General features: G+C 62.3%; 14 protein-coding genes. All 14 read left to right on the forward strand.

What is annotated here, in order from left to right; translation table 11 throughout:
- Positions 1–172: 172 nt before the first annotated feature.
- Positions 173–1,144, forward strand: coding sequence for a MoxR family ATPase (locus tag CXQ93_RS02555; RefSeq protein ID WP_104108892.1), 972 nt, complete (start codon positions 173–175; stop codon positions 1,142–1,144).
- Positions 1,145–1,250: 106 nt separating this feature from the next.
- Entirely contained in the window at positions 1,251–2,582 is a 1,332-nt protein-coding gene (locus CXQ93_RS02560; protein WP_104109182.1) for a DUF58 domain-containing protein, read from the forward strand.
- Positions 2,579–5,191, forward strand: coding sequence for a transglutaminaseTgpA domain-containing protein (locus CXQ93_RS02565; protein ID WP_258068542.1), 2,613 nt, complete (start codon positions 2,579–2,581; stop codon positions 5,189–5,191). The genes CXQ93_RS02560 and CXQ93_RS02565 overlap by 4 nt, the downstream gene beginning before the upstream one ends.
- Positions 5,192–5,295: 104 nt before the next feature.
- Positions 5,296–7,275, forward strand: coding sequence for an RDD family protein (locus CXQ93_RS02570; RefSeq protein ID WP_181036020.1), 1,980 nt, complete (start codon positions 5,296–5,298; stop codon positions 7,273–7,275).
- Positions 7,272–8,339 (forward strand): PP2C family serine/threonine-protein phosphatase, encoded by a 1,068-nt coding sequence (locus tag CXQ93_RS02575; RefSeq protein WP_104108895.1) that lies wholly within the window; start codon positions 7,272–7,274, stop codon positions 8,337–8,339. The genes CXQ93_RS02570 and CXQ93_RS02575 overlap by 4 nt, the downstream gene beginning before the upstream one ends.
- The gene (locus CXQ93_RS02580) at positions 8,332–10,638 is read left to right on the forward strand and encodes an FHA domain-containing protein (protein WP_181036021.1); all 2,307 of its coding nucleotides are present in this window, start codon (positions 8,332–8,334) and stop codon (positions 10,636–10,638) included. Before CXQ93_RS02575 ends, CXQ93_RS02580 begins: the two co-directional genes overlap by 8 nt.
- Complete coding sequence (locus CXQ93_RS02585; protein ID WP_104108897.1) at positions 10,635–12,428, forward strand: protein kinase; 1,794 nt, start codon at positions 10,635–10,637, stop codon at positions 12,426–12,428. Before CXQ93_RS02580 ends, CXQ93_RS02585 begins: the two co-directional genes overlap by 4 nt.
- Positions 12,429–12,465: 37 nt before the next feature.
- Positions 12,466–13,170, forward strand: a complete 705-nt coding sequence (locus CXQ93_RS02590) for a hypothetical protein (RefSeq protein ID WP_104108898.1) — start codon at positions 12,466–12,468, stop codon at positions 13,168–13,170.
- The gene (locus CXQ93_RS02595; protein ID WP_104108899.1) at positions 13,167–17,603 is read left to right on the forward strand and encodes an FtsK/SpoIIIE domain-containing protein; all 4,437 of its coding nucleotides are present in this window, start codon (positions 13,167–13,169) and stop codon (positions 17,601–17,603) included. Before CXQ93_RS02590 ends, CXQ93_RS02595 begins: the two co-directional genes overlap by 4 nt.
- Positions 17,604–17,761: 158 nt before the next feature.
- Positions 17,762–18,025 (forward strand): hypothetical protein, encoded by a 264-nt coding sequence (locus CXQ93_RS02600; RefSeq protein WP_146073141.1) that lies wholly within the window; start codon positions 17,762–17,764, stop codon positions 18,023–18,025.
- Between the two features lie 169 nt (positions 18,026–18,194).
- Positions 18,195–18,917, forward strand: a complete 723-nt coding sequence (locus CXQ93_RS02605; RefSeq protein ID WP_146073142.1) for a hypothetical protein — start codon at positions 18,195–18,197, stop codon at positions 18,915–18,917.
- 172 nt (positions 18,918–19,089) lie between these two features.
- A complete protein-coding gene (gene ligA, locus CXQ93_RS02610; RefSeq protein WP_374953384.1) occupies positions 19,090–21,360 on the forward strand; it encodes an NAD-dependent DNA ligase LigA in 2,271 nt (756 codons plus the stop codon).
- A 12-nt stretch (positions 21,361–21,372) separates the two neighbouring features.
- A complete protein-coding gene (locus CXQ93_RS02615) occupies positions 21,373–22,215 on the forward strand; it encodes an inositol monophosphatase family protein (protein WP_104108902.1) in 843 nt (280 codons plus the stop codon).
- Positions 22,216–22,335: 120 nt separating this feature from the next.
- Complete coding sequence (locus tag CXQ93_RS02620) at positions 22,336–23,658, forward strand: CoA transferase (protein WP_219817313.1); 1,323 nt, start codon at positions 22,336–22,338, stop codon at positions 23,656–23,658.
- The last annotated feature ends 294 nt before the right edge of the window (positions 23,659–23,952 follow it).

A 23,952-nucleotide genomic window follows, 5' to 3' on the forward strand; every position in this document is an offset into this window, starting at 1 on the left:
CCCGGCCAGTGGTGATCTGGCAGTAGGCCGATGGCGGCACGCACTCACCAGACGCGTGCCGCCGTCGTTAGTCTCAGCAGCTAATGGCGAGTAACACTAATAAGTGGATAAACTAATGCAGGTTTTTACTGCAAACAATTTTTGAACCAACACGATCGAAAGAGGATGAACTATGTCCATGACTCCCGAACAGGCCACGTGGTTTGCAGGAACATTTGAGAAATTAGTGGCCAACGTTGGCCAGGCAATCTTGGGCAAGTCTCAAGTCATCAGCCTGACCTTGGCGGCCATGCTTGCTGAGGGCCACGTATTGTTCGAGGATGCACCGGGCACGGGAAAGACCATGCTGGCTCGCGCTCTCTCGGCAACGGTCAAGGGCACCAACTCTCGTATCCAGTTCACCCCTGACCTGCTGCCTTCCGACGTGACGGGCGTGATGATTTACGATCAAAAAATTCAGGAATTTGAATTCCACAAGGGACCCATCTTCGCCACCATTGTGCTGGCCGATGAGATCAACCGCGCCTCACCGAAGACCCAGTCGGCTCTGCTGGAAGTCATGGAAGAGTCCCGCGTGACCATGGACGGCATCACCCACGAGACGGGCCGGCCGTTTATGGTGCTGGCAACCCAGAACCCCATTGAGCAGGCCGGTACCTACCGCCTCCCCGAAGCCCAGCTGGACCGCTTCCTGGTCAAGACCTCCATTGGCTACCCGGACCACGCCTCCACGGTGCAGCTGCTAGCCGGTTCCAGCCAACGCGACCGCACCTCAAGCCTGCAGGCCATCATCACACCGCAGGCCGTCTCCGAGATGGCGGACTTGGCCGCCACCACGCACGCAGACGCCGCCGTGTTGGAATACATTTCCCGCCTCTGCGAAGAGACACGCAACGCCCCCGAAACCCGTCTGGGTGTTTCGGTCCGTGGCGCCATTGCCATGGTCCGCATCGCCAAGGTCTGGGCCGCCGCCAAGGGCCGTAACTACGTGCTGCCGGACGACATCAAGGAACTGGCTCCCTACGTGTGGACGCACCGCTTTGTCATGGATCCGGAAGCGGAATTTGCCGGTGCCACTCCCGAGGCTGTCCTGGGCCGCGTCATGGCCGAGGTCGCCGCACCGCAGCAACGCGGATCGGTCTAGCTAGCAACCGCAAGCGGCAGTTTTTAGCTGGCCACCGCCGCGGGCCATGCGCCCGGCCAAGCCACCCAGCAGCACCGCCACACCACAGCCATGACGAAGGTAAACCATGAGCATTAAAGCCAGCGCAGGGAAAGCAGGGGAGTTCCTCTCCCGCCCCTTCCGACGCGAAGGAACACCGACACGCCTGCACCCTGCATCGCTTACCCGCGAGGCGGGCAAGGTGGCCACCATCTATTTTGGCCCCGCATGGACCGCGGTGTCCGGCTGGTTCAAACGTTGGATCAGCCCGGCACTGGCCACTGTCAGCACGCTGGGCTGGGTGGTGTTGGCAACAGCCGTGCTGCTGTGGATCCTCGGCGCGATCTTCGGCTGGCAGGAAGCCAAGGTGGCCGCGCTGCTGGCCGTGGTGTTGATGCTGATTGCCATAGCCTTTGTGCTGGGCACCTCAATGTATGCCGTCAAGCTCGATCTGGCCCGCACGCGTGTTGCCGTGGGCGACAACGCAGTAGGCAGCATCGCCGTGGCCAACACTTCGCCCCGCCAGGTCCTGCCGGCCGCCCTGGAACTGCCCGTTGGTCAGGCGACGGCGCTGTTCCACCTGCCGCGCATGGCGCCTAATCAGATCCACGAGGACCTATTCACCATTCCCACCACCCGCCGTGCCGTGATCACCGTTGGCCCGGTGCGCTCCGTGCGGGCCGATCCGCTGCAACTCTTGCGCCGCCAAATGCTGTGGACGGACCCCACAGACCTGTTTGTGCACCCCCGCACCACCGCCTTGGACGGCCCTGCCGCCGGATTCCTGCGTGACCTCGAGGGCCTGACCACCCGCGAGCTCTCCAGCTCGGACATTGCCTTCCACGCCCTACGGGACTACGTCCCCGGGGACGATCGCCGCCATATCCACTGGAAGACCACTGCCCGCACCGGCAAGCTCATGGTGCGTCAGTTTGAGGAAACCCGCCGCTCCCACATGGCCGTTGCCCTCTCCATTAACTCCGATGAATACGAGCACAACGACGATTTTGAGTTGGCGATTTCTGCTGCGGCTTCGCTGGGGAGACAGGCCATCAAGGAAAGTCGCGAGCTCAGCGTCATCACCCAGAAGGGGCCCATCCGTTGTGAGACGGGCAAGAACCTGCTGGATGACATGACTCGGCTTGAAGGCTTCAACCGACGGGGCAACTCCGTTGACCTGGCCCGCACACTCTCCGACCTGGTCCCCAATGCCTCCGTGGTGTTCTTCGTGGTGGGCTCAAAGGTGACCCCGGCGCAACTGCGCAGTGCGGCGGCCTCCGTGCCGCCGGGCGTGCGTGCCTTTGCCATCCGATGCTTCACCGGGGCCAATGCGGCCCGGGCAAACATTGCCGACCTGACAGTCCTTACCTTGGGCGAACTCAGCGATCTGGCAGCAGTTCTCAGAAAGGCCGTCGCTTGAGCGCCCGAAGGAGTGCGGCAGCACAGCCGCAGGAAAACCAGCCTGGAACCCCCGGGCAAGCCAGCAGCCGTGCCGGACGCCGGGCCCAGCGCGGTGCCGGCGCCGCAGCGCCGAAGGAAAGAGTGCCGAATGAAAGGGCGCCCAGGCCCGTCCATGTGCGCCAATCCTCGGCGTTCGCAGGCGGCCGTCTCTGGTGGCACTTCATCCTTGACGGTGCCGTTATCGCGGTCTTGCTCGGCATCGCCATTTTGGGATTCGGCCCCACATTTGGCCACGATCCGGCGTACCTGGTGGCCGGCTTCGGCGCCATTGTGCTGGGTCTGGGCGTGGCCGCCATGGGTGCCCATTGGCGCCTTGGCCTGATCTCCATGGTGGGTGTGGGCTTCCTGGTCTACATGATCTTTGGCAGCGCCCTGGCCGCACCTCAGGAGGCACTTCTAGGCTTCCTCCCCAGTGGGGACTCGCTGCGCGGGCTGCTGTTGGGCATCATGCTGTCCTGGAAGCAGTTGCTGACGCTGGCGCCGCCGGTTGGCACCAGTGTTGATGTCCTGGTGGTTCCCTATCTCTCAGCCTTTGTAGCGGCCATAGTGGCCGGCACCCTGGCCTGGCGGGTACGCAACGCTTACTGGGCGCTGGTGCCGGTGGTGGCCCTGTTCATCACGGCTATTCTCTTTGGCACGGCCGAGGTGTTCCTTCCTGTGCTGCGCGGCTCCCTGCTGACGGTGGGTGCAATTGTTTGGCTGGCCTACCGCCACGAGCTGCTGCGCCGTGAAATGGCCGGATCCATCTCGGCCAATCAGCAGGTGCAGGACGCCGCAGGTGCCCGTACCTCACTCTTGCGCCGTATTGGACTAGGTGCCGGGGTCATTCTCGTGGCCAGCGCCGTCACGATGGCCGCAGCCCCGGCTCTGACCCAGTCGAGCGACCGGGAGGTGCTGCGCGATACCGTGATACCGCCGCCGGATCTGCACGCTCTGCCTTCTCCTCTGACAAAGTTCCGCGACTATGTGAAGAATGAAAAGGACACCGTCCTGTTCACCGCTGAGAGCTTGCCCAAGAACGGCCGGGTCCGGATTGCGGCCATGGACAACTATGACGGCGTCGTTTTCAACGTGGACCCCAACTCCTCGGCATCCTTTGCCCCCATTGGAGATCCGAACGCACTTAGCCAGGGCAGCAAGGGTGAGGGATCCGCCGTCGGACTGGTCATTGATGGGTACTCAGGCGTGTGGATTCCCAATGTGGCCGTGGCGGGCAGCCTCAGCTACCAGAGCGCCCAAGGTGCCACACCCACCCTGTACCTGAACAAGGAATCCGGAACCGCACTGAACCTGGCCGGCGTGACCAAGGGGGATGCCTACTCCATGGACGTTGCGTTCCCGCAGGTGGACGGCAACAAGCTGGCCGGCTCCGACTTTGGCCGAGTCAATCTGCCCAAGCTGGAAAATGTGCCGCAGGTGGTGGGCACCAAGGCCAATGAGTTTGTTGGCGAGGCGGACACCCCGCTGAAGAAGGTGCAGGCCTTGGAAGGAGCCTTCCAGCGTGAGGGCAAGTTCAGCAACGGCCTGGAGGGGCAAACCCAGTCCAATTCGGGCCATAGTGCCGCGCGCATCACCAAGATGCTTAGCGGCAAGGAAATGGTGGGTGACGACGAACAGTACGCCACGGCCATGGTGCTCATGGCACGCCACCTGGGCATTCCCGCTCGCGTGGTCATGGGCTTCTATCTGGATGAAAAGGATGCCAACAATGGCGCCTCCACCATCAAGATGAAGGGTGCCGATGTCCACGCCTGGGTAGAGGTGAACTTTGCCGGACTCGGTTGGGTGCCGTTCAATCCGACGCCGGACAAGGACCATGTGCCGAACCCGCCAGAGCCGCAGAACGCCTCCAAGCCCAAGCCGCAGGTGCTCCAGCCCCCGCCGCCGCCGCAGGAACCTGCCGATCTGCCGCCGGACAGTGCACCCGATGCGCTGGACACCGACAGTAAGAAGGATAGCCAGGCCGGTATCTGGGGGACCATCCTGATGATCGTTGGCGTTGCTGCCATTCCGATCATCATCATTGCCCTGCCTCTGATTTTGATTGTGGTGCTGAAATCGCGTCGCCGTAAGAAGCGCCATACTACGGGCCTGCCCACGGATCGGGTGGGCGGTGGTTGGTCAGAAGTCATGAGCTTGGCCACTGACCTGGGTGCCAGCGTCAACAGCAGCGGAACCCGCCGGGAAACGGCTGTTTCGCTCTACAGCGCCTTCCCAACCACGCAAGGCACCACCGCGCTGCTGGCCGAAAAGGCCGATGCAGCCATCTTCGGACCGGGCCAACCCAGTGAAGAAGATGTCGCCACATACTGGCAACATGTGGAACATTCCGTCCAAGGCATGAGTGGGTCGGTAGGATTCTGGAAAAGGCAACGAGCAAAGTTCTCACCGCGTTCGTTGCTGGCCGATACAAAGGCCCGCGCCCAAAGCCGCGCCCAAAGCAAAGCCTTGAGCCGGGAGCAGAGCAAGGATTCACCAGGCGGCCATTGGGCCACCGGGCCGGCGCAGGACCAAGGTGGCGACGGTATCCGTTCCAAGTTGGCGCAGATGATGAAGAAGAAGTCCTAAGAAGGGTACGTAAGGAAATGGCGCAAAATATGGCGGAACCTTGCCGGAATTGTGGGGCGGCCCTGAACGTAGGGGCGGCTTTTTGCACGATCTGCGGTGGCGCGGTGTCCAATCGGGCTGCCTCGCCCACGCCATCCTCGGTTCCTTTGGGTGGTCCTTCGGCGAATCCCTTCGCTGCTGGCGGTAACCCCTATGCTCCAGGACCCGGTGCGCCTAGCAGCTCGGGCGGTGCGCCAGAGTTTGGTGCGCCCGGTTCACAGACTCTGCCTGCCCAGAGATTGCCAGGAATAGTCAACGTCTCCACAGCCACCGGAGGCCCCCTTCTTCCCCCCGTGCAGGTAGGGGTGGATCCTCGCGCAGCCGAGGCAACAGCCCTGGCCAATGGTGGGGCGGGCCGGCGCTTGGCCGCCAAGATCATTGACGGCGTACCGCCTGCAATCCTCTTGGGTGCGGGCGCTGGCATCGGCTCGGCGTTAATCTCCACCTCTGCAGTGACTGGCGGAACGCAGTTGAACCTCACGTGGTTAATAGTCTTGCTGAGCGTGGCCTCGGTGCTGTCCATTGCCTACGTTGTGTGGCAGTGGATGTGGGAAGCCAAGACGGGTAAGACGTTGGGTAATGTGATGCTCGGGTTGCGCACCACCGATATGGCAGGCCACCCCGCGGGTTTGCTGGCCATCTTCTTGCGCTCTCTCATGGTTAGCCTCAGCAGCGTGATCCCCACCGCCGGACCTATCGTCATGCTGATTTCCAACATCTGGGACAAGAACGGCAAAAAGCAGGGTTGGCACGACAAGGTAGCTCATACGCTGGTCTTCAACGTCTCCAAGGGCCGCAATCCACTGGAGACTGGCGGCATTGGGGACCGGGAGAACTTCTCTCCGGCCCCTGTCGCCACCATTTCGCAGGTACAGTCGCCGTTGGCCCGCCCAGCCGATCGTCCTGCTGCGCCGAGTTCTCCTTATAATTCCGCTCCGGCGTCAGCTCCTCCTTCAGGGCAGGGTGTAGCACCCGGTGCAGGGCAGCAATTTGCAGGGCAGTTCCCCGGCGCTCCGGAAACGGCCGCCGCCGCTCCAGCTCCAGCTCCAGCTACCCGCGCCGGACGCCGAAATAAGAAGAAGGGGCTTGCTGTGGATCCCTTCGCGCCTCCCGTGATTCAATTCCAGAGCCAGCAGGGGCAGCAGTTCGCCGGCCAGCAGGGGCAGAGTCAGTTCCAGAACCCGAACCAAACGCCGGGCCAATTCCAGGCCCCGCAGGGACATGGACAGCAGAACCCGAACCCGCAGGCATACGGCCAGCTTCAGACCCCGAGCCAGAGGCCGGGTCAGTTCCAGGCTCCGCAGGCAGTTGGGCAACAGAACGCGAACCCGCAGGCACAGGGCCAGTTCCAGGACCCGCAGGGACCTGGACAGCAATTCAACCCATTTGCGCCGCCGCCCTCGGCGCCTGCTGGCCAACTGCCGGTGGATCAGGGACCTATCACCAATGTTCCGGGGATCACCCGTCCACCAGTTGCCCCTGGCCCCGAGGAGCAGCAGTTTCATCAGCAGAACGTGCAGCAAGAGCCTGCAGCCCAGCAGGCAGATCAGTTCCGGCAGGGCGAGCAAAGCCAGCCGTCACAGCCGTTCAGTCCGCAGGCCCAACAGGCTCAATCTGCGCATCCCGTCTCGGCCAACCCGTGGGCACAGACTCCAGCAACAGCTGCGCCCGATGATGAGGCGGGGGAGACCCGCGCTCGTCCGCAAGGAGCCAGGACTGCGCTGCGGTTGAGTTTCGATGATGGACGGACCGAGGAGTTGGGGTCAACGGCGCTCGTTGGCCGCAATCCAGCCGGATACGATGGGGAGATGATTTCCCGTCTTATCCCTATTCAGGACTCCACCCGATCTGTGTCTAAGACCCACATTCACCTGAGCGTTTCGAGCGAAGGACTGTGGGTTACCGATCGAAATTCCACTAATGGCAGCGCCATTAGTTCTTCCAACGGAGCGAAGATCCCATTGGTGGGTGGAACCCCAGCCCTGGCTCGGCCTGGCTCCCGAGTGCATTTTGGCGACAGGTCTTTCTTGGTGGAAAACGTATGAGTTCAGGGGACGGCAAGCACGGCGAAAATAGCTCGGGGGTCCGCCTCGGCTTCGGCTTTGGCACCGACCGAGGACTTCGGCGAGAGCTAAACGAAGACGCCTTCCTGGCCGCCGATCCGCTCTTTACTGTTGCCGATGGCATGGGCGGGCATGAAGCAGGCGAGGTCGCAAGCCGAGAGTGCATTGAAGTGCTCAGTAACCAGCGGTTGCTGAGCGCTGGCTCCCGGGAGGCAACGGCGCTGGACTTGCAACAGGCGTTGCGCCAAGCCGACGCGCGCATCCGCGAACTAGCCAACGCCCGGGCCGGCACCACTGTCAGTGGCGTGGTCCTGGTGGAAGAACGCACAGTGCCGTATTGGCTGGTGTTCAACGTTGGTGATTCCCGAACCTACCGGCTGAGTCAAGGCGTTTTTTCCCAGATCAGCGTGGACCATTCCGAAGTCCAAGAGATGGTGGATGGAGGGCTGATCACTGCCGAGGAGGCGCTGGTGCACCCGCGCCGTCACGTGGTGACTCGCGCTCTGGGTACTGGATCCGAGACTGAGGCTGACTTCTGGCTGGTCCCCGTTGAAGAGGGAGACCGGATTTTGGTCTGCTCCGACGGTTTGACCGGGGAGCTGAGCGATGAGCAGATTCACCGCGTTCTGAGCACCTTGCGTCACCCGCAGGATGCTGTAGATTCCCTGATCCAGGCTGCCCTGCGCTCTGGAGGCCGCGACAATGTCACTGTCATCGTGGTCGATGCCAGCAACGTCCTGGGCGGTGCGGGCGAGCAAACCCTGAACAACCCCAACGCCGCCGAGTCCGATCCGGATGACACCTTGCCGCGCATGCCTGTTGTCGTGGAGGAACTGCTGGAATCCATTCCGGCCTCAGTGAAGGACCCGGGACAGGGTGCAGCCACAGAAACAGCCACAGAAGCTGCTCCCGCACCTGAAAACGAGCAAGCAACCAGCAGCACACCCGCCATGGGACTGCAGCTCCCGTCCCACGCCCCAGCAGTCCCGGCCATGGCAGCTCATGCCTTTGCCGCAGCTTTTTCACCCAAGGAGAATCATGGTTAGCAGCACGTACCGCACAGGAACTTGGCTTGGCATTGTGCGTTCCGGCTCTGTCATCGTGCTGGAGAGCAATACCAATCCGGACATCGTGAACCAGCTGTGGGATTTCCTCGGCCAGGACCCCACCATTCACGGTGTCCTGAACGAGGTGACGAACCAATTTGGCACGGGCCTCACAGGTCTGCCCAGCTTCGCCATCCTGGTTCAGAGCGATAAATTGCATGCCATCCTCCGCGGAGACATCACCCTCATCGCGCACCTCAATGGATCCGCCGAGGTAGTTTCCGGCCGTGACGTGAGCACCTGGAGCGAGCGGTCACTGGTGCTTCCGGAGTCGTTGGAACTGACCATGGCCGACCCCGAAGCCGATGACACCGCGCTTGACCTGGCTGTGAGCGAAGCCGTGGTCCGGTTGCAGTCGTTGCTCCTGGACACTGCGGGTGACCGCGTGGCTGAGGGCGTCGCGGCTAACGATGAGCCCGTTGCCGCTGAGCTGGCTAGCTCCCCTGAGGCTGCAGAGGTGTCCGCTGATACCGAGTACGACGCCGATGCGCCCGCCACTGTTTGGGCTGCTGACGACGAAACAGCGGCTGAGCTTGCGCCGGTGACCGGCTGGGCTCAGGACACCGATGCCGATTTGGATGGCACCACCGTGTACTTCCCCACTGCCGGCACGGAGCAGCTGACGGACCAGGACACTGGAGATCACTCTGACGCTGCCCTGTCTGCACACGGTGCTGCGGACGCTGAATCCCCAGCATTTACTGATGAGACTGCGGCCGATGAAACTGTGCCGGAGGAGCAGGGAGCTTCGCTGGCCAAGGACGATTGGTTTGCGCCCGAGGAGGAAGCTGCTGGACAAGCAACAGAGGAACAAGCCACAGGGGGGCAGTTCACTGAAGCTGAAAGCTCAGAGGAGCTCTTCAGCGAGGATGACAGCTCAGCGCCGGACGTAGAGGCGCCATCTGCTCACGAGAACACTCACGAGGACACCGCGGATGAAGCGGACGCCTATGCCGGGTTCGCCATGGCGGCCGAGGCTGCTGATGCCGAATGGGTTGCCCAATTGGCTCCTGTGCAAGCAAACGACGTAGATGCCATCAATGATTTGAATCTGACCATCCGCCCCGATATGCACGATGAGGACTCTGCCGCTGGCGATTCGCCGGAGGCGGAGTACTCGGGCGAGCAGTTCACCAATGATGCCGAGCAGTTCGACTCTGCCAGCCATACACCTGAGCAGCATGATGGCAGCCAGGACCAGGACCAGGACCAGGACCAGGATCAGCCCGATGAATCCGATCAGGACAGCGATGGTTCGGCAGTGGAAGATCCAGCTACATCATCGCCTGCCGATGACGGCTCGTTCACCACTAGTTATGATCACTTGTGGGGTCCCACGGTGACCCGAAGCGTGGAAGACGCAGCCGTTCGTTTGGATGAAAACGGCTTGCCGATCACCTCGCCGAATGCTGATCCCGTGCTTCCGCCCCTTCCATCGCTGCCTCCGCTGACAGGCAACGACCACGAAGGTGCGCAGGATTCGCAGGACTCGGAATCTGCACAATACTCCCCGGAGACGGGCTCAACCACCGGCGCCCTGGACACTGCGGCAGCCGAGGAACCAACGCCGTCCCTCATGATTGACTCGGTGCCGTGGGGTAAGCCCGGCGCACTGGATGCTCAGGAATCACTCCCGCAAGACCAGCAAGACCAGCAAGGGGAAGCTGCTGAAAACCAGCCTTTTGACCCCGATCATGATGGCCAGACAGTCATGAGTAGCGATGTGAAGAGGGAGGAGGGTCTGGCTGCCGCGACTCCTTTGGAATCACGGCCGCCCACCGGACCGATGGTTTTGGCACGGTTGTGCTTGCATGGCCATGCCAACCCGCCAAGCCGTTCACAGTGCTCAGATTGCGGTGCGGTGCTCAACTCCGAACCCCGTGAAGTGGGCCGTCCGCGACTGGGCACCATGCACATTTCCAGTGGCGAATCGGTGGAACTTGACCACTCGCTCATTATTGGCCGCCAACCATCGGTGTCCCGGGTCATGGGCGGCGCCATGCCCCGACTGGTCCAGGTCAAGAGCGGCAACGACGATATTTCACGCTCTCACGTCGAAGTGCGCCTTGACGGCTGGGACGTTCTCCTGGTGGATCTGAAGGCCACCAACGGAACTGTCCTGGTGCGCGAAGGCCAGGCCCCGCGCCGCCTGAGCCAGGGAGAAGAAGCCATTTTGCTCAACGGGGATATTGCCGAACTGGGAGACGGCATCTCTCTCCTCTTTGACGGACTGTTGTGAGCAATAGACGCGCAGCTGCGGCGCCCCCGCAACTTCCGGGCTACACCTTTATCTCCGGTCTGGGATCGGGCGGTTTCTCTGAGGTGTACCTGTATGAGCAGGAACGCCCCCGGCGCAAGGTTGCCATTAAGGTCCTTACCGCAGACCTGAAAACGGCTGGTGCCAGGACCCGCTTTGAGTCTGAGGCGAACCTCATGGCCGAGCTGTCCGCACACCCGTACATTGTCACCATTTACGAAGCCGAGATTACCGATTCCGGGCACTCGTACCTGGCCATGGAGTACTGCTCGCGACCCAGCCTGGACATGCAGTTCAAGCAGGGCCGTTTCAGTGCCGATAAAGCCATGGAAATTGGCATCCAGGTGGCCTCCGCCGTGGAGACCGCGCACCGTGCGGGCATTGCACACCGGGACATCAAGCCTGCCAATATTCTGGTCACGGACTACAACCGGCCAGCACTGACCGACTTTGGTATTTCCGCAACCATGGATGCCCTGCAGGACGACGGCGGCGGCATGTCAGTGCCGTGGTCACCACCTGAATCCTTCGCCTCAGGGGCAACGGATGGCGTCAAAGTAGATATCTGGGCCCTGGGCGCCACGATTTATACCCTGCTGGCCGGGCATTCGCCGTTCGTCATTCCGGGTGCCGAGAATTCCTACCGGATCCTGGGCGACCGGATCGCCTCCATGCCGCTGCCCCGATTGGGTCGGGCTGATATTCCCGAAGCCTTGGAAATGGTCTTGGCCACAGCCATGGCCAAACACCCGAGTTCGCGCTACAGCAGCGCGAAAGATTTTGCCCGGGCACTCATGCGTGTGCAGGCGGACCTGAACTATTCGGTCACGCCCTTTGAGGTGCAGGAAGATATTGTTGTCCACGACGGACGGCCCAGCCAAACTGATGATTATTCAGAGGCCACCCGGGTGCGCTCCATCATCTCCATCGATCCGGACGCTGGCACCAGTAACCCCAGTTTCCCATCGCGTAACACTCCCAGCGCGAGCGCCTCCTTCACGGCGCCGCCGCAAATCAACAACGTCCCCGGAGTTGCTGGCTCTGGCATGACTAACCCCGGGGTGACGGCTTCTACCGGCAACCTGACGCGCAATGGCCAGACAGTCCCATCTCTTGACACCACGGGTGGGGCCACAGTCCCCAAGAGCTACTCGAATATCGCCTCGCCCACAGCCTGGAACGACACCGGCAGCCGCAGCGCTGCACCTGCGCAGAACCCTACCGGCCAGAACTCTGCCAGCCAGATCCAGTTCGGCCAGCACCATGGTGCCTCCAGCCATGTTCTGGACCAGACAGTGGGACGCAACGAACTACTGGCCCCGGCCGCAGACTCCTACGTACCCGAGCTGGAACCGGCGAAGAAAAAGGGGATGTGGCTGGGAGTCGTCTCGGGGCTGGTACTTGTGGCCGCCGTCGTCGTTGGCATTGTGGTCTTCCTCAACGTGGGGGCACCGGACAAAATTGACACGGTGGTCCAACCCACCGCGCCACCCACGGCGCTGGTGGTGGGCTCCGATGTGCCGCAGGTGACTGATTTGGCCGCCAAGCCCATCAACGGCGGGGCCGAATGGACGTGGAAGAATCCGGATCCGCAGGAGGGCGACCAGTACATGTGGGCCGCCGTCAGCGTAGTGGATTCGGGGGAGTTCAAGAGAGTTCCGGAGAACAGAGTTTTTGTGGTCAACGGCGCCAATGGAGAGTCATGCATTGCCGTGAAACTGCTGCGCAAAAGCGGAAATGTCTCGGACGAGACCAGAAAGTGCTCCAAGTGACCTTGAATCACCATGAACCAACTAGGGGGCTGCCGTCATGGCTGAACTGACAATTGATTTTTGTGGCGAATGGTATGAACCCTCGCCCGAGGGCGTCTTCAGCATTGGCCGTGAGGGCGATATTGAGGTTGACGATAACCCGTATCTGCACAGGAAGTTCTTGGAAGTCAGCAAATATGACGGCATCTGGTGGCTCACCAATGCCGGCACCATGCTCAGTGCCACCATCGCCGACGCTGCCGGTGGCATGCAGGCGTGGATGGCCCCTGGGGCGCGCATTCCGCTCGTGTTCCAACAGACCAACGTGATTTTCACGGCTGGCCCCACCACGTACGAGTTCTCAGTGCATTTGGATTCGCCGTCGTTCATGTCCCAGAGCCGGGAAGATGACTCCGCCGGCTCCACCACCATTGGTCCGGTGGTGTTCACGCCCTCGCAGAAGGCGCTGATTGTGGCCTTGGCCGAGCCCATGCTGCGCCGCGGCGGAACGGGCTTTAGCTCCATCCCGTCCTCGGCCCAAGCAGCCAAACGGCTGGGTTGGGCCCTAACCCGGTTCAACCGCAAGCTCGATAACGTGTGCGACAAGCTAGACCGTGTGGGCGTTGTGGGGCTGCGTGGCGGCGGTGGAAAACTAGCCACTAACAGGCGTGCCCGGCTGGTGGAGCATGCTGTGACCTCGCACTTGGTCACCTCCGATGACCTGCCCCTGTTGGATACCCAACGCGGAATGGATGATGAATGAGGCTGCGACTGACGCTTCGGCGCGAACCGCAAGGGGATAAGAACCTCGCCGTGACGGTGGACGGCATGGCCTCGGTGGGTGACATTGCCACGGAGCTGTACCTCTCCGACCCCTCACGTAAGGGGGCGCAGGCGCCGGAAAACCTGTCCCTGCTCGTGGAGGAATCCATGGTGGGCGGCGTTCGAGGGCGCACCCTGCCGCCGGAGGGTAACTTGCTGGAATCCGGGCTGCGCCCCGGGGCCACGGTTTCACTCACCCAGGTCAGCGAGTCCTTCTCCTTGCCCAACCAAGACAGAGGGCCGGCCGCGGCCACGCTGCGCGTCATGGCCGGCCCGGATGCCGGCAAGGAATTCGCACTGCCGTCGGGCACCAGCTACGTGGGGCGTGACTTTGACGTAGATGTGCGGCTCAGCGACCCCATGACCTCAAAACGGCATGCCCGCATCACGGTTGGCGAGACAGTGGAAATCGTGGACACCGGTTCCGCCAACGGGCTCATGATGGAGGGGATCCAAATCTCCCGGGCCATGCTGGGCTCCTCGGATGAGGTGACGCTCGGGGAGACCACCATTTCCGTGGTCAGCCTGGGCCGCGGCTCCCACGCCGGTCCTACCAGCCCCCTGGTGGAATTCAACCGCTCTCCGCGTGTGGTGGCGCAATTCAAAATTGAGAAGCAAACCGTCCCCGCGGGTCCCAAGCGACCGCGTCGGGATCGCTTCCCTCTGGTCATGCTGGTTGCCCCGATACTCATGGGTGCCGTCATGTTTGGCGTGACCAAGAGCCTGTTCAGTGTCATCTTCATGGCCATGATGCCGTTGATGATCATTGGCGGTTTTGTGGATCAGAAAGTCAATGCCAAACGCGAACTCCGCGAATCCATCGAGCAGTTCCGTGGCTCCGTCAAGGAGTTCCGCCGCCAAATGACGGCGCGTGCGCAAGTTGAGCGTGCCATCCGTCTCTCCGAAACGCCGTCGACGGCGGAAACTGTTGACGCTATTTACAAGCTGGGCCCGCTAATGTGGACCCACCGTCCTGAACACAAGGCATTTTTGTCCCTGCGTCTTGGTGTTGGCCGCCAGCCTTCACGTACCCCCGTTGAAGTCGGTGACAGTAACGAGACACTACCGGAATACATGGCAGAAATTCAGGACCTGAAGACTGAATTCTCCGACATTGACGGTGTCCCGGTGGTGGCACAGTTGCGCAACAGCGGCGCCCTAGGCGTGGCCGGCCCGCGCGGCGTGGTGGACGATGTGGCCCGCGCTCTGGTGCTCCAGGCCGTAGGTCTGCACTCGCCAGCGGAACTGGCCGTGGCCGCCATGACCTCCGCTGAGTCCAAGCAACGCTGGGAGTGGCTGCAATGGTTGCCACACGTGGACTCCGTCCATTCCCCGCTAGGCTCGGATCATTTGGCCTCCGGCAGCGGGGCGGCGAGTGTGTTGCTGGCCGCATTGGAGGACCTCATGGTCACCCGCGGCGTCAACCTTTCCGCCCATGCCGCCGCCCACCGCGGCAGTCAAGACCCGGCCAAGGCAGAAACGCCGGCGCCGGCAACCCCCGTCATGCTGGTCATCATTGAAGATGATGTCAAGGTGGACCGGGCCCGACTGACCCGCCTGACCGAATATGGCGCAGATGCCGGCATTCACATCATGTGGGTTGCCGGTTCCGTGGAAGCCTTACCGGCTCCGTGCCGCGACTTTGTCCATGTTGCCGAAACCGCCACCACCGGCCAGGTCCGTCTGGGCCAACTGACGTACCCCGTGAGCTGTGAAAGCGTCAGCCTGGACTTGGCCTCCCAGCTGGCCCGCATGATGGCACCCGTGGTTGACTCCGGAACGCCTGTCGACGACGATTCTGACCTTCCGCGGAGCGTGTCCTATGTGGCACTCGCCGGCCACGATCTGGTGGAAAGCACCTCCGGCATTGCCGATCGGTGGCTGGAAAACAACTCTGTTGCCTCCCGGGCCGTGAAGAACCGCAAGTACCAAGGTTCCCTGCGGGCATTGGTGGGTTCCAAGGGCGTGGAACCCATGTACCTGGATTTGAAGACCGAAGGTCCGCACGCCCTGGTGGGTGGAACTACAGGTGCCGGAAAGTCCGAGTTCCTGCAGGCGTGGGTCCTGGGCATGGCCGCCGCCTACAGTCCTGACCGGCTCTCCTTCCTGTTCGTTGACTACAAGGGTGGCGCGGCTTTTGCCGACTGCGTGAAACTGCCGCACACCGTGGGTCTGGTCACTGACTTGTCCCCGCACCTGGTGCGCAGGGCTCTGACCTCGCTGCGTGCTGAGCTGCATTACCGGGAGCATCTGCTCAACCGGAAAAAGGCCAAGGACCTGCTCGCCATGGAGCGGGAAGCGGATCCGGAGGCACCGCCGTCGTTGATCATTGTGGTGGATGAGTTCGCCGCACTGGCCAAGGAAGTGCCGGAGTTTGTTGACGGCGTGGTGGATGTGGCTGCACGTGGCCGCTCACTGGGCCTGCACCTGATCTTGGCCACCCAGCGTCCGTCGGGTGTCATCAAGGACAGCCTGCGCGCCAACACGAATATGCGTATCGCCTTGCGCATGGCCGACGTTGACGATTCTCAGGACATTTTGGGGGAGCCCACCGCGGCGTACTTCAGCCCGTCCATTCCAGGGCGCGGCGCTGCCAAGACTGGGCCCGGGCGCATTCAGGGTTTCCAGACCGGTTATGCCGGTGGTTGGACCACGCGCACCCCGCAACGTCCACGCATTGACATTGTGGAGATGGACTTTGGCGCCGGCGCCCCGTGGGAGCAGGAGCTCGCTGTGGCGCCTGTGGAGGAATCGGCAGGGCCCAATGACATCGCCAAGGTCGTGGCCAATATTTCCCTGACCGCGGTGGAGCTGGGCATTAAGCCGCCCCGCAAACCGTGGCTGAGCGAACTCTCCGAAATCTACGACTTCTCCAAACTGCCCAACTCCCGCACAGATGAGCAGTTGGTGTTGGGTGTCATGGATGATCCGGAGCACCAGGCCCAGCCCACCGTTTTCTTTGAACCCGACAAGGATGGCAATATGGCCATTCTAGGTGCCAGTGGTTCGGGTAAATCCGCGGCCCTGCGCACCATTGCCGTTGCCGCTGCCATCACCCCGCGTGGCGGTCCCGTGCAGGTGTACGGCATCGATGCGGCCTCCAACGGTCTGCAAATGCTCGACGCGCTGCCCCATGTGGGCGGCATTATCAATGCCGAGGACGCCGAGCGCGTGGGCAGGCTGCTGCGTTATGTGCGCGGCCTCATCGAGGAGCGGTCCGAAACGTTCGCGGCCGTGAAGGCTGGCAGCATTGCCGAGTACCGCCGCCTGGCCAACAAGCCCAATGAACCGCGCATCATTGTCATGGTGGACGGTTTGGCTACCTTCCGGGAGCTGTACGAATTCCGGGTGGGCATGACCCAGTTCGAAACCCTGCAGCAGATTGCCACTGACGGTCGTCCCATGGGTGTCCACATTGTCATTGCCGGTGACAGCCCGAAGTCGCTCCCGGCGTCGTTGGCGTCCTCCGTGCAGCGCCTGCTGGTGTTCCGCATGGCAACGGCTGACGACTATTCCAACCTGGGCCTGCCCCGCGACGTCCTTGACGCCGCATCGCCTCCCGGGCGCGGCATGATCGACGGCGGCGAAATCCAGATGGCGATCTTCGGCGGAACGCCCAACTTGGCTTTGCAGGCGCGTCAGGTGGCGAGCCTGGGCGAGACCATGCGCCGTCAGGGCGTGCCAGCTGCCCCGCGGATCGAGTCGCTGCCCGAGAGCCTGGATTTGAACGTGCTCCCCGAAGCAACCCCTGGCAACGTCATCATTGGCGTGGACGATTACAACCTGGAGCCGGCAGGACTGCAAGCCAGCGGCGCGCTCATGCTCACAGGGCCGCCGTCGTCCGGGCGCACCACTGCCCTGGTCACCTTGGCGGAGGCGTTCAAACGGTCGACGCCGGGCACTCGCCGCGTGTACTTCGGCTCGCGACGATCGGCGGTGGCCAACCTGTCGGTGTGGGACGAGGCCATCGTCACGGCTGCGGGGCTGGAACCGGAGCTGCAGCGCTTCATTGACCTTGTGGAAAGCGAAACCACGCCGGTGGCATTCTTCATTGAGGGGGTCACGGAGTTTGCCGATTCTGAGGCCGAAATGGATCTGGTCACCTTGATCAAATCGGCCATTAAGGCGAACCTCTTTGTGGTGGGCGAAGGCGAGACCTCCACCTGGGCTGCTGCATGGAGCATTGCCGGGCTGTTCAAGTCAGGCCGCCGCGGCCTGCTGCTGAACCCGAGCGACATTGAGGGCGACACCTTGATGAATACCTCGCTGGGCCGGTTGCACAACAATAAGTTTGTCCCGGGCCGCGGATTCGTCGTGGGCAGGGGCAAGGCGTTTAAGCTGCAAGTGGCCACCACCATGGATCACGAGCGCTAGCTGCTTGGCGCCCCGATCGTGAGGGTCCCGGCGCGAGCTTGCGAGCGGCAGGGGAGTTGTCCCCATCGCACATTGGAAATGTAGTTGTTAGATTATTAACAGTCGCCCGGTTGGACAAGCCAGCACAGGGTCTCTTACTTCAGCAAAGGATGTACATCGTGGCAATGATTGGTAACGATCCCCAGGACATGGCAGAACTGGTCGCCAAGTTGGCTAACGCCATCGACCAGATCACCTCCGCAATGAGCACCTTGGACGGCAAAGCACAGTCCGTTCGCTGGGAAGGCCCTGACGCCAGCCGCTTCAAGGGCACCACCTGGCCCACCTCCAAGAAGCAGCTCAACAACGTCATCCAGGATCTGACTCACGTCAAGTCCGTGGTGAACAAGCAGAAGCAGCAGCAGATCGACGCTTCGAGCTAGTCCCCACGCCCTCCCTCTGCTCGTTCCTCGTAGCAGGACCCTCGGGCGCGTGGGCCCACAGCTTCACATCAAGCAACCCCCGGCCTCGGCTGGGGGTTGCTTTGTTTAACGCTGGCATGGGCTCGTCCTTGGCCGTGGCTTGGCGGTTCGGTCAAATAGGCTTGTGGGCATGCCAGAAAACAACCAACTGCCTGATCCTGTCCCACCGACTGGTTGGGGTTTCCTTCCTCCCGCTACGCCGTCTGCGCCGCAGTTCGTTGAGATTCCTGGTGTGAGGCGTAAACACAAGGCGATGCTCTGGGGCCTGCTGGGGCTAGTCGTGTTGATTTTCCTTTTCACGGCGGGTGTTGCTGCCACAAGCGGAGCCTCCACACCCATAGACGTGGCCATCCCCCTGCTTATCGTGGGGGCCGGGTTTGTCTTCGTGCTGTTCATTTTTGCCTTGATCTTGATACCGATGGTCCTGTTCATGCGCCGCAGGCAGGCTGTGGACAAGGCCGCCCAGCCGCACACTGTCGCCTTCCTGACGCAGCGCACGCCCGAGCTCCGTGCCGCCCTCACCGCCATTGGACAGGGGCATCAGGGGTTGGGTTTGACGCCTGTGGTCACGGTTGGTCCGGGCGGAATCGAGCTGAGGCGTTCCGCCCAATCAGGAGCTCCGTACGCCACTTTGGCGTGGTCCGCCGTCGCCTACGTCCACCCCGAGCATTACGTCATTTTCAATGGACGAAGGAGCTTCCCGGTCCTGACCATGCGGGTATGCCTTAGAGGTGGCGGCCAGCCGGTGGAGATTCCGTTGCCGATCATGGGGCGCAACGGGCTCATGTTCGCCTTCCCTGATCAGGCCAACTTCCTGCTTGGGGCTGTTGGCCGCTATTGCACGGTCGCCTGACCGATGCACGCAGCCCCGCTCAGCAACGAACCCTTGGCGACGATTCAGAGTCGGGGGAGCGCACGGGGTAGATTTACGGCAAGATAGTACCGTGAGCAGCGAGAATGCAGTATCCCAGCCAGAGTCCACCGAACCCACCGGCGTCGCCGTGCCTGAAGCTTCCGGCGCCACAGTGCCCGCCGACGCCGTCCCGGCAGATGCCGACAGGGAACGCTACGGCGAGTTGGTTGACCTGGTCCAAAAGTACCGCGCCGCGTACTACAACGAGGACGCACCGCTGGTTTCTGACGCGGAGTTCGACGTTTTGTACAGCGAGCTGGAAAAGCTTGAGGCGCTGCACCCAGAGTTGGTGACCAACGATTCCCCAACCCAGCTGGTGGGTGGGGATGTCTCAGTGGCGTTTGCCGCCGTCGACCATTTGGCCAGAATGTACTCGCTCGAGGATGTTTTCTCCCTAGAAGAACTTCAAGCGTGGCTACTCAAGGCGGCTGCATCGGTTGAGAAGCAGGGCGGGCAGGCGCCGAAGTGGCTGACCGAGCTGAAGATCGACGGTCTGGCAGTGAACCTGCTTTACCGCAACGGCGTGCTGGTGCGGGCGGCAACGCGCGGCGATGGGACCACAGGCGAGGACATCACGCACAATGTGGCCACCATCAAGGCCATTCCACAGAAGCTGCACGGCGATAATTTTCCCTCCGAGGTGGAGATTCGCGGCGAGGTCTTCATTGCCTCGAAGGACTTCGCCATTCTGAACGAGCAGATGGTCGCAGCCGGGAAGGCGCCGTTTGCGAACCCGCGCAACTCCGCAGCTGGCTCGCTACGCCAGAAGGACCCGGCGGAGACTGCCAAGCGCCCACTGAGCATGTATGTCCACGGGATCGGCGCCCGCGAAGGGCTATCCACCGCCACCCAGTCCGAGACATACGAGCTGCTGAAATCGTGGGGCATGCCCATCAGCCCCTACTACAAGGTGCTTGATACGCTGCCCGAGATCATGGACTTCATCGCCTACTACGGTGAGCACCGTCATGATTTGATTCACGAAATTGACGGCATTGTGGTCAAGGTGGATGACTTGGCTACGCAGCGCAGGCTGGGCCATACTTCGCGCGTGCCGCGGTGGTCGGTGGCGTATAAGTACCCGCCGGAGGAAGTCCACACCAAACTTTTAGACATCCGTGTCAATGTGGGCCGAACCGGCCGGGTCACCCCCTACGGGGTCATGGAACCGGTTACGGTAGCGGGTTCCACCGTGGAAATGGCCACCTTGCACAACCAGGATGTGGTCAAGGCCAAGGGCGTCATGATTGGTGACATCGTGGTGCTACGCAAGGCAGGGGACGTGATCCCGGAGATCGTGGGCCCGGTCATGGCGCTGCGCGAGGCGCAGGATCCGCCCGTGCGTGACTTCGTGATGCCCACGCACTGCCCGTCCTGCGGTACAGAGCTGGCACCGGCGAAGGAGGGCGACATCGACATCCGCTGCCCCAATACCAGATCGTGCCCTAGCCAGCTGACCGAGCGTGTAGCGCATCTGTCAGGCCGCGGTGGATTTGATATTGAGGCGCTGGGCTATGAGGCCGCCATGGCGCTGACCTCCGGTCCGGGAGACGACCCAGCCGAGAACGGTGGGGCCATTGCCCCGGCTGGTCCCGGCCCTTTAACGAGTGAAGCGCAGGTCTTCGAAATCGCCCAACTGGACCTGTCCGGCGTCGTAGTTTGGCGTGAGATTCGGTCCAAGGGGGAGGGGACCGGGCGTTATCAACAGGTGCCGTACTTCTACACGAAGGCCACCGCGAAGAAGCCGTCGGTACCCACCAAGACCACGGAAAAGCTGTTCGAGGAGCTGGAAAAGGCGAAGAAGGCTCCCTTGTGGCGTGTGCTGGTGGCGTTGTCGATCAGGCATGTTGGGCCTACGGCATCGCGTGCGCTGGCCACCCGCTACGGTTCCATGGAAGCGATCCGGGACGCGTTGGCGGCTCCGGACGCGCGCGAGCAGTTGGCCAATGTTGACGGAGTGGGCGCCATCATTGCCGAGGCGCTGATCGAGTGGTTTGCCGTGGATTGGCACCAGGAAATCGTTGCCACGTGGGCTGCCTCCGGTGTGCTGATGGCCGATGCCGTGGATGAATCCGTGCCACGTACCTTGGAGGGCCTGACCATTGTGGTGACCGGAACGTTGCCAACGCTCAGCCGCGACGAAGCCAAGGAAGCCATCATCACTCGAGGCGGAAAAGCGGCCGGATCGGTCTCTAAAAACACCTCGTACGTGGTGGCTGGGGAGGCTGCCGGCACCAAGCTGGACAAGGCGGAAGCACTGGGAGTCCCCGTGCTGGATGAAGAAGCGTTCTTGCTTCTTTTGGCATCCGGACCTACTGCGGCCGAGCCTGCCACTGAGCCTGCCACTGAGCCTTCCGCTGAGCTTCCAACCGAGACCGACTAACAAAGGATCCTCATGAATCCGTCCTCCGTGACCGTTGACGAACTTCTTGAAGTGGCTTTGCGTGCTGCCGCCGCCGGGGCCGCCGTGCTCGCTGTCCGGGACCCGGCCGGTTTCGCAGCGACGGAGAAATCATCCGATGCTGACTGGGTGACGGCCTTCGACGTGGCTGCCGAGAACGCGGTGCGGGCAGTCATTGCCGATGCCCGCCCGCATGACGTCATCACCGGCGAGGAGTTGGCCCCGGCGCTTCCGCCCGAGCAGTCGGGGTACCGGTGGAGCATTGACCCGCTCGACGGCACCATGAACTTCATCCGCAACATCGCCTACTACGGCACCTCGGTTGCCGTAATGGGGCCCGACGGCGAATGGTTGGCTGGGGTGGTTAACGCGCCGGCGCTTCGTCGGATCTACTTCGCGTCCTTGGGCGGTGGAGCTTGGCTGGATGAAACTCGTGCAGACGGTGTTCAGTCCGTGCGTCAGCTTCATGGTCCGGTGGAAAAGCGTGGTGGCACCTTGCTGTCCACATCGCTGAGCTACGACACCGATGTGCGACGGCGGCTGGTGTCCGAATTGGACTCACGGATGGACCACTTTGGTGATGTCCGCCGGCTGGGTTCTGCGGCGCTGGAACTGTGTGGTGTGGCCGACGGATCCGTAGACGCTTATCTGGAATACGGCTTGTTCGAGCATGACTTTGCCGCCGGAGGTCTCATTGCCGAGGAGGCCGGTGCCTGGGTGCACCGTCCGGTGCTGAGCCCTGCTATCAATGGGCTGCCAACCAGGGAAGAAGTGCTATCCGTGTGGACCGCTGCCTGCGTGCCGGGTTTGGAAGACGGCTTCGCCCCGGCGGAGTAAGTCGTGGCGGTTGGGTGATTCGAAACTACAGATCAGGTGATGACCAGGGCGCTTAATCGTATTAGCTGTTGCTGGGAAACGGCGCTGGTTGGTCGCTGGTGTGGACGAAAGGGTGTCGCCATGAAAATTACAGGCTCGGGGGCGCTTGCCTCGGCGTTTGATGTCACCGGGTTTGCCGTTACAGCCATGGCTGAAGCCGGGCAGGCAGTGGCTGATCTGGCCCAACGCTTCGGTGCCGCACCTCCGGATGTCTGCGTTGACCGGGGTCTGGCGTCTCTCTGGTTCGGTACGTCGTTCACGCCCGTTGGCTGGACTCTGCCACCAGTCTGGGATGCCATCGCCGGCGACTATCGCTGTGCCGACGGCTGGATTCGCCTCCACACCAACGCCCCACACCATAAGTCCGCCGCCCTGCAGGTGCTCGGGCTGGAATCCGGCGCTGATTGCGCAACGGTGGCTGCCGCCGTCGTGCAGTGGAATGGGGAGGCCTTGGAAAACGCGATGGTTGCCGCGAACGGTTGTGCGGCGCTGATGCGCTCTCCCGCTGCGTGGTTGGCACATCCGCAGGGTCAGGCTGTTGCTGTTGAACCGCTGATCTCCTGGGGTGATCCGCGGGCCGTTGCAGATTTACGGGACGCTGGCGGAGCCTCTGCCCGCTCCCGGCCCGCGGATCCGCAGCGACCCTTGACAGGTGTGCGGGTGCTGGATCTGACTCGGATTATTGCCGGGCCAGTTGCTACGCGTTTTCTGGCGTCATACGGGGCCCAGGTGTTGCGGATTGACCCGCCGGACTGGGAAGAGCCGGTGCTTGAGGCGGAGCTGACAGTAGGCAAACGCTGCGCCAGACTGGACCTGAAATCTCCGGACGGACTGGGGGCGCTCCATGAATTGCTGGCTGGGGCTGATATTTTCGTTCACGGCTACCGGGGCGATGCGCTGGAGAAATTGGGCATCTCGGAGGCGGAGCTGGCCCGGCGCTATCCACATCTGATTGATGTGGCGCTGAATGCTTATGGGTGGGGCGGACCGTGGAAGCATAGGCGCGGTTTTGATTCGCTGGTGCAGATGAGCTGTGGCATTGCTGACGCCGGAATGGCGTACTTTGGCTCGGCGGCACCCCATCCGTTGCCGGTTCAGGCGCTCGATCATGCCACGGGGTATTTGTGTGCGGCGGCCACCATCAACGCCTGGCGCGACCGCCTCGACGGGACAGTTCGCAGTGCGCGTCTTTCGTTGGCGCGCACTGCGGTGGAGCTGATGCGCACGGCACCCTCGGAGCCGGATGCGCCTGCCCCGGAGCTGGATCCTACTGGGTTGATCCCTGAGAACACCCAGTGGGGGCCTGGATTGAGGCTGCCTCCAGCGGTCCAAATACCAGGCGTGGAGCCGGTCTTTGACGTGCCGGCTCTCGGGTTGGGTTGGGCCGAACCTCGGTGGGTCTAGCCTTCCGGCCGGATCTGCTTGGGAGGTCAACTCCATACCGCAGATCAGGCAGTTGATTCAGCGGGTTTGGTGGTTCGGCTGACTTCACCTCGACTTCACGTCTGCTCTGCAATCGAAACAGCAGATAACGGGGGTGTCATAGCTGGGCGTCATTCCAATTGGCAGGTAAAGGGGGTGTAAGAGGCTGGCACCCCCTTTACCTGCTGTTTGGAAACACGGAGAAGCCTCGCACTCCCTTTATCTGCTGTTTCGAATCGTAGGTGGCTGAAGAGTCCCGGTTCTGGAGAAGCTCAG

Source organism: Arthrobacter sp. N199823, from assembly GCF_002929705.1.
Lineage (GTDB): Bacteria > Actinomycetota > Actinomycetes > Actinomycetales > Micrococcaceae > Specibacter.

Excerpts from the sequence above, each read along its gene's own strand:
- CXQ93_RS02555 (WP_104108892.1), top strand. The coding sequence starts at position 173 with ATGTCCATGACTCCCGAACAGGCCACGTGGTTTGCAGGAACATTTGAG.
- CXQ93_RS02560 (WP_104109182.1), top strand. The coding sequence starts at position 1,251 with ATGAGCATTAAAGCCAGCGCAGGGAAAGCAGGGGAGTTCCTCTCCCGC.
- CXQ93_RS02575 (WP_104108895.1), top strand. The coding sequence starts at position 7,272 with ATGAGTTCAGGGGACGGCAAGCACGGCGAAAATAGCTCGGGGGTCCGC.
- CXQ93_RS02580 (WP_181036021.1), top strand. The coding sequence starts at position 8,332 with ATGGTTAGCAGCACGTACCGCACAGGAACTTGGCTTGGCATTGTGCGT.
- CXQ93_RS02590 (WP_104108898.1), top strand. The coding sequence starts at position 12,466 with ATGGCTGAACTGACAATTGATTTTTGTGGCGAATGGTATGAACCCTCG.
- CXQ93_RS02595 (WP_104108899.1), top strand. The coding sequence starts at position 13,167 with ATGAGGCTGCGACTGACGCTTCGGCGCGAACCGCAAGGGGATAAGAAC.
- CXQ93_RS02605 (WP_146073142.1), top strand. The coding sequence starts at position 18,195 with ATGCCAGAAAACAACCAACTGCCTGATCCTGTCCCACCGACTGGTTGG.
- CXQ93_RS02615 (WP_104108902.1), top strand. The coding sequence starts at position 21,373 with ATGAATCCGTCCTCCGTGACCGTTGACGAACTTCTTGAAGTGGCTTTG.
- CXQ93_RS02620 (WP_219817313.1), top strand. The coding sequence starts at position 22,336 with ATGAAAATTACAGGCTCGGGGGCGCTTGCCTCGGCGTTTGATGTCACC.